11 protein-coding genes are annotated in these 12371 nt (G+C 66.6%); 4 read left to right on the forward strand and 7 right to left on the reverse strand.

Annotated features, from left to right (window positions below; all coding sequences use genetic code 11):
• Window positions 1-197: 197 nt before the first annotated feature.
• A complete protein-coding gene (aceB, locus tag ACIP9X_RS00630; RefSeq protein ID WP_400477786.1) occupies window positions 198-1868 on the forward strand; it encodes a malate synthase A in 1671 nt (556 codons plus the stop codon).
• Window positions 1869-2047: 179 nt separating this feature from the next.
• Here aceB and ACIP9X_RS00635 read toward each other — a convergent pair whose 3' ends face one another.
• From ACIP9X_RS00635 to ACIP9X_RS00665, 7 genes are all read right to left on the reverse strand, one after another.
• On the reverse strand, window positions 2048-2887 hold the full coding sequence (locus ACIP9X_RS00635) for a sucrase ferredoxin (protein WP_400478512.1): 840 nt from the start codon (window positions 2885-2887) through the stop codon (window positions 2048-2050).
• A gap of 70 nt (window positions 2888-2957) precedes the next feature.
• Entirely contained in the window at window positions 2958-4121 is a 1164-nt protein-coding gene (locus ACIP9X_RS00640; RefSeq protein ID WP_400478513.1) for a cupin domain-containing protein, read from the reverse strand.
• 41 nt (window positions 4122-4162) lie between these two features.
• Window positions 4163-4435 (reverse strand): BatC protein, encoded by a 273-nt coding sequence (locus ACIP9X_RS00645; protein WP_400477787.1) that lies wholly within the window; start codon window positions 4433-4435, stop codon window positions 4163-4165.
• Between the two features lie 220 nt (window positions 4436-4655).
• Window positions 4656-5849, reverse strand: coding sequence for a CynX/NimT family MFS transporter (locus ACIP9X_RS00650; protein WP_400477788.1), 1194 nt, complete (start codon window positions 5847-5849; stop codon window positions 4656-4658).
• 147 nt (window positions 5850-5996) lie between these two features.
• Entirely contained in the window at window positions 5997-6737 is a 741-nt protein-coding gene (locus ACIP9X_RS00655; RefSeq protein WP_400477789.1) for a ThuA domain-containing protein, read from the reverse strand.
• Between the two features lie 2 nt (window positions 6738-6739).
• A complete protein-coding gene (locus ACIP9X_RS00660) occupies window positions 6740-7852 on the reverse strand; it encodes a Gfo/Idh/MocA family protein (protein ID WP_400477790.1) in 1113 nt (370 codons plus the stop codon).
• A 34-nt stretch (window positions 7853-7886) separates the two neighbouring features.
• Window positions 7887-9107 (reverse strand): ROK family protein, encoded by a 1221-nt coding sequence (locus ACIP9X_RS00665; RefSeq protein ID WP_400477791.1) that lies wholly within the window; start codon window positions 9105-9107, stop codon window positions 7887-7889.
• Between the two features lie 158 nt (window positions 9108-9265).
• Between ACIP9X_RS00665 and ACIP9X_RS00670 the strand changes: the two genes are divergently transcribed.
• The 3 genes from ACIP9X_RS00670 to ACIP9X_RS00680 are packed head-to-tail and all read left to right on the forward strand — an operon-like array spanning window position 9266 to window position 12370.
• Window positions 9266-10015: a sugar phosphate isomerase/epimerase family protein gene (locus tag ACIP9X_RS00670; RefSeq protein WP_400477792.1), complete on the forward strand. Its 750-nt coding sequence runs from the start codon at window positions 9266-9268 to the stop codon at window positions 10013-10015.
• A complete protein-coding gene (locus ACIP9X_RS00675; RefSeq protein ID WP_400477793.1) occupies window positions 10012-11139 on the forward strand; it encodes a Gfo/Idh/MocA family protein in 1128 nt (375 codons plus the stop codon). The genes ACIP9X_RS00670 and ACIP9X_RS00675 overlap by 4 nt, the downstream gene beginning before the upstream one ends.
• Window positions 11140-11149: 10 nt before the next feature.
• A complete protein-coding gene (locus ACIP9X_RS00680; protein ID WP_400477794.1) occupies window positions 11150-12370 on the forward strand; it encodes a Gfo/Idh/MocA family protein in 1221 nt (406 codons plus the stop codon).
• Window position 12371: the final 1 nt, after the last annotated feature.

Consider the following 12371-nt stretch of genomic DNA (forward strand, 5'->3'; position numbering starts at 1 on the left):
CCGGTACCGCTCTGCCTGCTATTCCCCATGCCCGGGTCCGACCTCGCTGAGCGAGGACGGACCCGGGCACAGGGCCCCTTTTACGCAGGCTGCCGCGGCACCGGCTCCTACGGCCTTGTGTCCAAGTCACCACTCGCTTCCCAAACAGCCAGCCACCCGCCGTCGAACTTCCCTTCTTGCTTTAAGGAGCAAATGAAATGAACAGCTTCACCGATAACTTCACTATCAACGGGATCATGTTGACCGCGCAGCCGATTTGCCGGCAGGGCGAGGTGCTCACGCCGGATGCGCTGGCCTTCGTGGCGCAGCTGCACAAGGCGACTGCCGGGCGGCGGGAGGAACTGCTGCGGGCCCGCCGGGCACGCCGGGACCTGATCGCCCGCGGCCAGGATCCCCGCTTCCTCCGCGAGACGGAGTCCGTGCGCAACGATCCGAACTGGCGCGTCGCTCCCCCGGCCCCTGGCCTGGAGGACCGCCGTGTGGAAATCACCGGGCCGGTGGACAAGAAGATGACCATCAACGCGCTGAACTCCGGCGCGAAGGTGTGGCTGGCGGACATGGAGGACGCCTCCACGCCGTCGTGGCGCAACGTCATCCAGGGCCAGCTGAACCTGACGGACGCGCTGGAGCGCCGGATCGACTTCACGTCTCCGGAGGGCAAGGAGTACAAGCTACGCCCCGCCGAGGAGCTGCCCACCATCGTGGTCCGGCCCCGCGGCTGGCACCTGCCCGAGAAGCACATGCTCGTCAACGGCGAACCGATCGCCGGCGGCATCGTGGACTTCGGCCTGTACTTCTTCCACAATGCCCGCCGCCTGCTGGCCCAGGGCAAGGGCCCGTACTTCTACCTGCCGAAGATCGAGAACCACCTCGAAGCCCGCCTGTGGAACGACATCTTCATCCTGGCCCAGGACCTGCTCGGCATCCCGCAGGGCACCATCCGGGCCACGGTGCTGATCGAAACCATCACCGCGGCCTTCGAGATGGAAGAAATCCTGTACGAACTGCGGGACCACGCATCGGGCCTGAACGCCGGCCGCTGGGACTACATCTTCTCCCTGATCAAGAACTTCCGCACCCGCGGTCCCCGCTTCGTCCTCCCGGACCGCGCCCAGGTCGCCATGACCGCACCCTTCATGCGCGCCTACACCGAACAACTGGTCCGGGCCTGCCACAAGCGCGGCGCCATGGCCATCGGCGGGATGGCCGCCGCAGTACCCAACCGCAAGGACCCCGAAGCGAACGCCAACGCCTTCGAAAAAGTCCGCGCGGACAAAACCCGCGAAGCCAACGACGGTTTCGACGGCTCCTGGGTGGCCCACCCCGACCTGGTGCCCGTCGCACGCGAAGTCTTCGACGGCATCCTCGGGACCAAGCCCAACCAGCTCGATAAGCTCCGCGAGGACGTCACCCCGGACGACCGCGCCCTGATCAACATCGCCTCACTCCACGGCACCATCACCGAACAGGGCATCCGGAACAACATCGAAGTAGGCATCCGCTACATCGAATCCTGGCTGCGCGGCAACGGCGCAGTGGCCATCCACAACCTCATGGAAGACGCCGCCACCGCCGAAATCTCCCGCTCCCAGCTCTGGCAGTGGATCTACTCCCGCGCCATCACCGACCACGGGGAAATCATCAGCCGGGAATGGGTGGAGGAGATGCTGGACGAGGAGTTCGCCCTGCTCGAACGCTTCGACGGCGACCGGTTCGAAGATGCCCGTGACATTTTCGAGGAAGTCACGCTCAGCGAGAAGTTCCCGAGCTTCCTGACGGTTCCGGCATACGCCAGGTACCTGCATGAGGCCCGTGCGGGCATCGACGCCACGGCCGAGGCCATCGAGGACGAGCTCGTCGCCGCCTGAGAAGCGGCTCAGACTTCCGCCCGCCGGGCTGCCACGCCTCCGCAACAGCACCCCCGAAATCCGGGGAGGCAGCCCGGCAGCGGAACCCACCCCCTCTAGCGCGAACGGACACTTGAGGCCCTTGTGAGAGGGGCTTAAGTGTCCGTTCGCGCTTCCATGCTGCCGCCGGTATTCAACCTTCAGACTGCGCGGATCGAAGTAAGTTCGTAGACCAGGGCCGAGCTCATCGCCGGTCCACGACAGGTCAGCTGGCACGGCGGGGCGCGGTGGGCCTGCAGTTCGACGTCGACAAGCGCGGGGTGGGGCGGACGGCCGGTGATGCGGATCCGCCAGTGATCGCCGTCGCGAAAGGTTGCAGCAACCACATAATCATTCCTGCCGGCAGGGCCGAAACGTCTGAGCGTCGCTGCGACAGCGGCCTGCTGCGCCGGAAAGAGATCGGTGTATCCACGCAGATAGTCCCCGTGGATACGGCCGGCAAGGTGCTCGTCGATCGTAGCGACCGACGACTCGGCATCCAGACGGCCGTAGTAGACCCCGTCCGGCGCGACAACGACGTTGGCTGCGAACCTGTCACCGCCCACGTGCGAGCATTCCCAGACCAGCTCCGGCCAGCGTTCACTCAATGCACGGCCCACGGGCCGTCCGCGCACGGCGCAGCATTGGTCGTGTTGGCTGTGCGCGCAGACCAGGATGACAGGCGGATGGCCGAGCTTTCCGGGGAAGCCGAGGGCCGTGGCAATCTCCGCCAGATCCTCGTCATGCCTCCACGTTCCCCATTGCTGACGATAGGCGCCGGAGTCCTCATGGCGCAGTACGGCCCAGTGCTTGTGAGCCTGACGGCGGCGGCGGCCGGGCCGCCTCACCAGCACGACCCGCGCCCGCGAAGCCTGCGCGGCGGAGAGCACGAGTTTTTTGGTCTCAGGCTGCAGGTCAAGGCCCTCGAAGCCGTTGGCCGGCCATCCGCCCGGATACTCGATGAGAACCCAGACAACGCCGTGCGACGCCGTGCCTGCAATCGGGTCATCACGCAGTCGGGCACCTTCAGAGCAGAAGAAGCGTTCCGTGGCAGCCGGTATGGCGAAGTCACTATCCAACGGGAACGAGGACCCCTGCACGCAACAGTCTTTCGACGAGTTCGATACCGAGATCATCCGCGGTGTGCACCTCCCCGTCGAGCAGGCGCGACACAGACTGCAGATCAGCCTCTAGAAAGTCGAACCAGCCCACCCGCGTGGTCAGGCGTGGGCCGTCCAGCAATGCGTCCAGTGCGCCACGAAGCCGGACCTCAGACTTGGGGCTGAGGCCGTCGACGGCTGCAAGCTGGGCCAACGGTCCCAGCGGTGCGGGGCGTCCCTGACCTCGGCGGGTGCGGTGGAACAGAGGAGTGGAATCAGCCTCAGCGACTGCAGCGGCAAGGCGCTCACGGACGGTGTCGATCTCCGCGCCTGGCCCATCGACGCCCAGTGGCAGCGTACGGCGCATCTCGGGATCGTCGCACAGCAGTGCAAGCGCGGCCTGCGCGAGCTGCTCGGCCAACGCGTAGCGGGTCCAGCTGTGGACGCCGAGCGTGAGATGGATGGAAACCTCGCCCTGCGCCTGGGCGGCATGCAGCCAGCCCCGCGGCAAGTAAAGGGCATCCCCGGGCTCGAGGACGGTATCGATGTAGGCCTCGCCTTTCGCGGCCTCGGCGACAGTGGAGCGGCGATCGGTCCAGGGTTGATTACGCAACGGGTCGGGGTGGACCGGCTCGTGGATAATCCAGCGCTTGGTCCCCGCGATCTGCAAAACGAAGACGTCGTGGACGTCGTAGTGATCGTCGAAACCACGGTTCTGAGGCGGGGTGATGTAGGCATTTGTCTGCACCGGATGTCCGAGCTCGGTGCTCAGCTTAGTGCTGAACTCAGAGACTGGCTCCCATGTTCGGTGCAGAGCCTGCAGGACGAGCGTGGCGCCGTCGGCGAATTTGCGCCAAAGAGCGGTGTCGTCGAGCTGGTCGGAAATGGTGGCGCCGACGCCGGCGGGGGAGGTGAACGACGAGTCGGGAAATGTCGTGCCGCCCTTGGCGACGCGGAGGAAGGGTGTGCGCAGCCCACGGCGCGAGATCAGTTCGTCGACGGCGGCAGCAGAGAACAGGTCGGAGAAGTCGCTGGCGCACCGCGTGAGCAGCGCCGTGCGCCCCCAGATATCGCCGGCGAATCTTTCACGGCCGATGTCAATGAGACGTGTTTCCAGGACCCCGGCGCCTTCCACGGCGCCGGGGTCCTGAAGGTCAGTCCGGGTGGTGCTCAAACTCAGATGCCCCCGCCGGCACCGCTGTCAGCTCCCCCGTCCGCGCCGCCGTCGGCACCGCTGTCAGCTCCCCCGTCGGCACCGCTGTCAGCTCCTCCGCCGGCACCGCTGTCGGCACCGCTGTCAGCTCCCCCGTCAGCACCGCTGTCAGCACCACCGTCGGCGCCGCTGTCAGCTCCCCCGTCGGCACCGCCGTCATGGGCGCCCGGGATGCCGGCCGCGCCACCATCCGCCGGGCCTTCCTGCTGGCTCGGATCCTGCTCTGGACTAGTCATGCTTCCTCCCGAGAATCTAATGGCTAGGATCAGCGCCATGACCGGCACTGATCGTCAAACCGGGCGATCCTTCATCGACACCGCCCGTGATCACCCTACCGAGATGGGTCAGCCGTGGGAACAGCCTGATCCCTTACAACTCACTTCACGTGGGCCTCAAGTGTCCGTTCGCGCTTAGTAGGGGCGGAAAAGGGCGGAGCGTACGACGGCGGGGGGCGGGTCAGCGCTGCTTGGGCACCGTTCGCACCGAGAGGGCGGTTCCCAGAACGAAGGCCAGCACGGCGCCGAGGATCACCAGCAGGGGCATGGTCCAGCCGCCGGTGACGCTGTTGACGTAGCCCACGAACGTCGGGGCGGCCGCCGCGAAGCAGTAGCCCACGCCCTGCACCACTGCCGACATCCGTCCGGCCGAGGCCTGGTCGCGGGCGATCTTGATGATGGCCGTGAAGATCAGTGTGATGCCGCCGCCCTGGGCCACGCCGCCGAGAGAGGACCAGAGCCACCACAGCTCGGGTGCCAGCAGCAGGCCAAGGGGAACCGTCAGCCACATGGCGCCCAAGGTGAGGGCGACCGCCGTCGTACTCATGAACCGCGCCGCCAGCGGCACCCCGAGCGCCCCGGCGATTGCGAGGATCTGGAAGAGTGAGGAACCGGCGCCGGCGGCGGCGGGCGCCATGCCGAGTTCATCTGCCAGCAGCGTGGGCAACCACGCGGTCACCCCGTAATAGGAGATGGCCTGCCCCGCGAACCCCGCCGTCAGCCCGACAGTGACCCACGGGGAGACCGGGCCGCCGGAGGTACGCCGGCCGCCGGAACCGTCATCGGGGGCGGGGACGAATGCTCCGCGGCCGGCGGCCGGAAGCCACAAGGCGCTGGCGGCAACAGCGAACAGCGCAGTGGCCGCCAGCGCAGGCTGCCAGCCGGCGAGTTCAGCCAGCGGTGCCGCGGCAACGGAGGTGATGGTGGAACCGATGTTCAGGGCGGCAGTGTAGATACCCAGTGCGGACCCCTGGCGGCGGGCGGAAAAGTCCCGCCTGATGATCAGCGGCACCGCAATGTTGCCGATGGTGATGGCCACACCGAGGATGACTGTGCCCAGCATGACCAGGGCGGGGCCGCCGGCAGAACGCACCACCACGCCCACCAGGACGCCAAGGAGCGTCAGGGTGATGGCCACCTCGGCCCCCAGCCGGCGCGCCGCCAGCGACGCGAGCGGTGCTGCCAACGAAAAGCACAGCACAGGAATGCCGGTCAGCAGGCCGAGCTCCACGGGCGTGAAGCCGAGGTCCAGCTGCATCGGGCCCACCACCGGGGCAACCGCCACGAAGGGGCCGCGCATGTTAAGGGCTATGAGTCCAATGCAGGCGAGGAGAACCCAGCTGCCGGGAATTCTGGAGCCGACACGGTCCCTCATGCGAGGGCGGGGTTGGCAGGCGGCAGCACGGCAGGGGGTTTCATCAGTTCATTGCTATCACGCCGGGGGTGGTTCAACGGAAAAGGCTGAACGGGAGCGCAGCGCGGCGCTCCCGTTCAGCCTTGTGCCATCGGCAGACAACGCCTGCTACAGGAACCAGTCGCGCTGGGCGTTGGCCACGCCGGGCGCGTCACGGAACTGGCCGGGCTGGGCAACCCACCCGACGCCGTTCGCGATCACCTGCTGGATCTGGGGGTGGTGGTAGACGGGGTACTCCTGGTCGCCCGGGCTGAAATAGAAGATCCGGCCCTTTCCGCGGGAGAAGGTCACGCCTGAGCGGAAGACTTCGCCGCCTTCAAAGGAGCTGATGAAGATCAGGTCGTCGGGCTCCGGAATGTCGAAGAGTTCGCCGTACATCTCCTGCTGGGGGATCACGATGGGGCTCTCCACGCCGGCCGCGATCGGGTGCGACGGCTTGACGGTCCAGACCAGCTCACGTTCACCCTCGTTGCGCCACTTGAGGGAGCAGGTGGTGCCCAGGAGCCGGGTGAAGATCTTGGCGAAGTGCCCGGAGTGCAGGACCACCAGCCCCATGCCGCCCAGGACGTGGCGCTGCACGCAGTCCACCACCTCGTCGCTGACGTCGGCGTGTGCCACGTGGCCCCACCAGAGGAGCACGTCGGTGGATGCGAGGGTCTCCTCGGAGAGTCCGTGCTCCGGATCGGCCAGGGTGGCCGTGGTGATGCTGGCGTCCGGGTAGAAGCCCTTCAGCCCGTCCGCAATCGCACCGTGCATGCCCTTGGGGTACATCTCGGCCATGGTTTCGGGCTGGTTGTTGGCCTCGTGGACACCTTCGTTCCATACCAGGATGCTAAGTTTGTCAGCCATTGTCAGAGCCTCACTTCGCGCTGTTCGAGGGCGGATTTGTAGCAGGCGTCGAGCACCAGGGCACGCGTCAGCGCGAGCGAACCGTCGTGGGCGCCCCACACGGACTCGCCGCCCCGGACGGCTTCGATGAAGTCTTCCACCACCGCCTGGTGTGCCCGGCCGGGCTCTGCCACCACGGTGTAGTCAGCGTTCTCGCCGTCCTTCTCCTTGAAGATGCGGAGGTCCGCGACGGGGGCATCGGAAGCGCCGACGGCGCGCAGGTCCGCACCGCCGTCGGTGCCGTAAACGGTGAAGTCCATCAGGTCTGCCTCTTCCCGGTACGCTGCCCAGCCGGCCTCAAGGATGAGGGTGCCCCCGCCTTCAAGGCGGATGAATGCCGAGGCGAAGTCCTCCACTTCAAACTTGTGGGCCGACTTCATAGCGGTGTACCTGGCGTTGCCGCCCAGGCCGCGCGGACCGAGCTCCGAATGGGTCGACGCCGAGACCGAGAGAACCTTCGGTTCCCCCAGCAGGTGCAGGGCGTAATCCAGCACGTGCACGCCGATGTCAGCCAGGGGGCCGCCGCCCGCCAGGACGGGGTTGGTGAACCAGCTGCCCAGCATGGGGATGCCCTGGCGCCGCAGCCAGGAGGCCTTGGCGTAGTACGGGCGGCCCAGCTCGCCGTCGTCCATGATGCCCTTCAGCTTCTGGATGTCGCCGCGGCGGCGGTGGTTGAAGGCGACGTCCAGGACGCGGCCGGCCTTCCGGGCAGCCTCAACCATCTGCCGGCCCTCTTCGCCGTTGCGGGCGAGGGGCTTTTCGCTCAGGACGTGGAGACCTCGCTCGAGTGCCGCGACGGCAATCGGCGCGTGCAGGAACGTCGGGACCGCGACACTGACGGCGTCGAGCCCTTCAAGCTCAATCAGGTCCTCCCAGCGGGCAAAGGTGTGGGGGACGCTGTACTCGTCCTTGATGGCCGCCAGGAGGTCTGCCTCCATGGCGGCCACGGCCACAAGCTCCACACCGGCCATGTCCTTGTATGCCTTGATGTGCTGCTGGCCTGCCCAGCCGATGCCGATGACGCCGACCCTGAGGGGCGGAGAACCAGGGCGGGTTGATGGCTGATGATCACTCACGAAAGGATTCCTCTGTTTCTGTTGACTTGAAACGCTAGGCATTTTGAAGGGCGGCATCCCGGATGGCCGACTCGACGGCCTCGGGCGAAAGTACGTGTTCAATAACCATCCGGCTCGCTCCCCAGATGGCAGCATCGATGGGAGCCTTGGACTGTTCAATTCGCAGCTTGGATGTTGCAAGGGGCTGCGACCGGCGGTAGACGGTCTCCCGGATGCCTGCCAGGAGCTGGTCGCCGGCCCGGGAGAGACTGCCGCCGACCACAATGACCGACGGGTTGAGGAGGTTGACGCACATGGCCAGCACCTCTCCCATGTCCCTTCCCGCCTGCCGCAGCGCGAGGGTGGCCTGGACATCTCCCGTTGCTGCCAGATCCACGACTGCAGTACCGGAAGCCGCATCGATGCCGTGGGTTCTGAGCTTTGCCGCCAGCGCCGGCCCGGACGCCAATGCTTCGAGGCAGCCGTGGTTGCCGCAGCGGCAGAGGACATCCTCGCCGCTGGGGACGCGGATATGGCCCAGGTCGCCGGAGGCGCCGTCTGCTCCCCGCTGCAGCTGGCCGCTGCTGATGATGCCCGCTCCGATGCCCGTGGCGGCCTTAACAAAGAGCAGATTCTGGTGGTCCTGCCAAAAGGCGTGCCTCTCACCAACAGCCATGATGTTGACGTCGTTATCCACGAGGACTTCGCTTCCGAACTCAGCGCGGATGTAGCCCGCCACGTCGAATCCGTCCCATCCGGGCATGATGGGCGGCTTCACCGGGCGCCCTGTGTGGTGCTCCACCGGGCCGGGCAGGCCTAGCCCCACCCCTGCTACCTCGCCTTCCGGCCGGCCAATGCCCGCCAGCAGCGATCTGCAGTTTTGCACCACCCACGTCAGGACATCTTCCGGGCCGTTCGAGATGTCCAGCGCGCCTGAATGGCGGGCCAGAATGACTCCGTCGAGGTCGGTTACGGCGACCGAGGCATGCGAAGCGCCAACGTCGGCCGCGAGTACAACCTTCCTGCGGGCATTGAAGATAAACCTCGACGGCGGCCGGCCCCCGGAAGATGCTGCCTCACCGGCAGGACCGATGTATCCCAGCGCCGTGAGGGCGTCGATCCTGGCCGCCAGGGTGGTGCGTGCAAGGCCCGTGACGGCAATGAGTTCAGAACGGGTCCGCGCCTTGCCATCACGGAGCAGCTGAAAAAGATCCCCGGCACGGGCCAATAGACCGGCCTCCCCTGAGGGCCGCTCATAAGCGGGGGATGTCTGCATGGTTAAAGGAATAGCACACAACCACGGGCTTTTGTCCATAACTGTCAAAACTTTTGATTGACTTGCGGCAAAAGTCACCGTAGCTTCATAAAAGGGCCTACTCCGCACAGGCGCCAATGGTGGATGCCCGGACGGTCAGCACCGAGGTTAGGAGAACCATGACGTACTCACTTCAGCTCTACACCCTCCGCAATGCCCTTGAGAAGGACCTTGCCGGCACTATCCAAAGAGTGGCCGAAATCGGCTTCGCCCAGGTGGAGCCCTACAACTTCGTGGCAACGGCCAGGGAACTGGGCGAAGCACTGCAGGCCAACCGGCTCACGGCTCCGTCCGGCCACGCTCCCCTGCTCAGCCAGGACCAGGACCGGATCTTTGCTGCTGCGCGGGACCTGGGGATGGAAACCGTCATCGAACCCTACATCCCGGCTGAGCACTGGCAGTCCGCCGAGGACATCCAGGCCACGGCGGGGAAGCTGAACGCCGCCGCCCGGAAGGCCTCCGTTTACGGCCTCCGCGTCGGCTACCACAACCACGCCTGGGAGCTGGAGTCCGTCATCGACGGGCAGACGGCCCTGGAATACTTCGCCGGACTGCTGGACCCCGAGGTGGTCCTGGAGGTGGACACCTACTGGGTTGCCGTCGGCGGCCAGGATCCGGTTCAGGTCCTCACCCGGCTGGGCGACAGGGTCCGGCTCATCCACATAAAGGACGGGCCGCTGACTACGGACACCAAGGCGCAGCTGCCGGCGGGCAAAGGCAAAGTGCCTGTGCTGGACGTCATCGCCGCCGCTAAATCCCTGGAAGTCGGGGTGGTCGAGTTCGATGACTACTCCGGCGACATCTTCGACGGCATCGCGCAGAGCCTGGCCTTCCTGCAGAAGGCAGCAACCGGGCAGGTCCGTTCATGAGCGCTGTGCAGACTCCGGCAAGCGGCCGCGGCCCGGTCGGCGTCGCCGTCATCGGCGCCGGCAACATCAGCAAGCAGTACCTGGACAACCTCACGGTCTTCCCCGACCTGAAGGTCCACGTCATCGCGGACCTCTTCGAGGACGCCGCAGAGGCGCGGGCGAAGGAGTACGGCGTCCCCGAGTGGGGCGGGGTGGACAAGGCCCTGCACCATCCCGACGTCGAAATCATCGTCAATTTGACCATCCCGGCCGCGCACGTGGAGGTGGCCACGGCCGCCGTCAACGCCGGCAAGCACGTCTGGACGGAAAAGCCCTTCTCCCTGGACCGGGAATCCGGACTGGGCCTGCTCAAGACGGCCGACGCCGCCGGAATCCGCCTCGGCTGCGCCCCTGACACCTTCCTCGGCGCCGGCCTGCAGACCGCGCGGAGGCTGATCGAACGCGGCGACATCGGCACCCCGCTCACGGCCATGACCACGTTCCAGACACCGGGGCCCGAGTCCTGGCACCCCAACCCGGCGTTCCTGTTCCAGTACGGCGCGGGACCGCTGTTCGACATGGGCCCGTACTACCTCACCGCCCTGGTGCAGACGTTCGGTTCCGTCAGGAAAGTGGCCGCCATGGGCTCCAAGTCCAAAGACGTCCGCGTGATCGGCTCCGGGCCCAGGCTTGGCGAGGAATTCACCGTCGAAGTGCCCACCCACGTCAGCGCGATGGCACAGTTCGAAGGCGGGCAGTCCTCGCACAGCGTGTTCTCCTTCGAGTCCCCCCGCCAGCGGATGGGCTTCGTCGAAATCGCGGGCACCGAAGCCACCATCTCCCTCCCGGACCCCAACTACTTCGACGGCGAGGTCAGGCTCTGGCGCGACGGGGACGAGGAATGGACCACGGTTCCGGCCACCGGGCCGGCAAACGGCCGCGGCATGGGAGTGCTGGACATGGCCCGATCCCTCCGCGCCGGGGTACCGCACCGGGCCACCGGCAACCTCGCGTACCACGTCCTGGACACCATGGTCGCCATCTCCGAGTCCGTCGAATCCGGAACCTTCGTCACCGTCGAAAGCTCCGCACCGGATTCCCCAGCCCTCCCCGAGGACTGGAACCCCACAGCCGCCACCCTCTAGGAACAGCCCCATGACTTCCCAAGAAACCGGGCAAACGCGCCCCGGAACCCGCCTGCAGCCGTCTTCCCCGCTGGGCGTGGCCATGATCGGCTACGCGTTCATGGGCAAGGCCCACTCAAATGCCTGGCGGAACGTATCGTCCTTCTTCGACGTCCCGGCGCTGGAGCAGAAAGTGCTTGTGGGCCGGAACGCGGACGAAGTCGCCGCGGCCGCGGCCAGATACGGGTGGGCCGAGTCCGCCACGGACTGGCGCTCCGTGATCTCCAGGGACGATATCGACATCGTGGACATCTGTGCCCCTGGATGGATGCACGCCGAAATCGCCATCGCGGCCCTGGAAGCGGGAAAGCACGTCCTCGTGGAAAAACCCCTCGCCAACACCCTGGCCGAAGCCGAAGCCATGGTCCAGGCCGCCCAGGCCGCCCGGACCAGGGGCGTGGAGTCCATGATCGGCTTCAACTACCGTCGCGTCCCGGCTCTGGCTTTGGCCAAGGAACTCATCGCCGAGGGCAGGCTCGGCGCCGTCCGCCACGTCCGGGCCGCTTATCTGCAGGACTGGCTCGCCGACCAAACAGCGCCTATGACCTGGCGGCTGCGCAAGGAAACGGCCGGTTCCGGGGCCCTCGGGGACATCGCGTCCCACGTCATCGACCAGATTCTGTTCCTCCTGGGCGAGGCTGTCACCGAGGTTTCGGGACGCCTGCACACCTTCGTGGACCGCCGGCCAGGTCCGGAGGGCCAAGAGGATGTCACGGTCGACGACGCCGCTTGGGCCACGCTGTCCCTCGCCTCCGGGGCCATCGCCTCCGTCGAGGTCTCACGGGTGGCCACTGGCAAGAAGAACTCGCTGACGCTGGAACTGTACGGCGACAAAGGCACGCTTCTCTTTGATCTCGAAAACCTGAACGAACTCGGCTTCCTCGACGCCACCGTCCCGGTGCGCGAACAGGGCTTCCGGCGCATCCTGGTGAACGAACCCGAACACCCCTACCTCGACGCGTGGTGGCCGCAGGGACACATCATTGGCTGGGAACACACCTTCACCCACCAGATCCGGGACTTCCTCCACGCGCTGAGCCACGGCGCGGCGCCGTCGCCGTCGTTCGAGGAGGGTCTGGCAGTCCAGCGCATTCTGGACGCCGTCGAGGAGTCTGCCAACGCCAAATCCTCCACGATCCAGCTGAGCGGGCCCGCAGACACCGCAGCTGCCGCCCCCACCGAAGGAGCCTGAC

The sequence above is a fragment of the Arthrobacter sp. NPDC093125 genome (assembly GCF_044754225.1).
Lineage (GTDB): Bacteria > Actinomycetota > Actinomycetes > Actinomycetales > Micrococcaceae > Arthrobacter.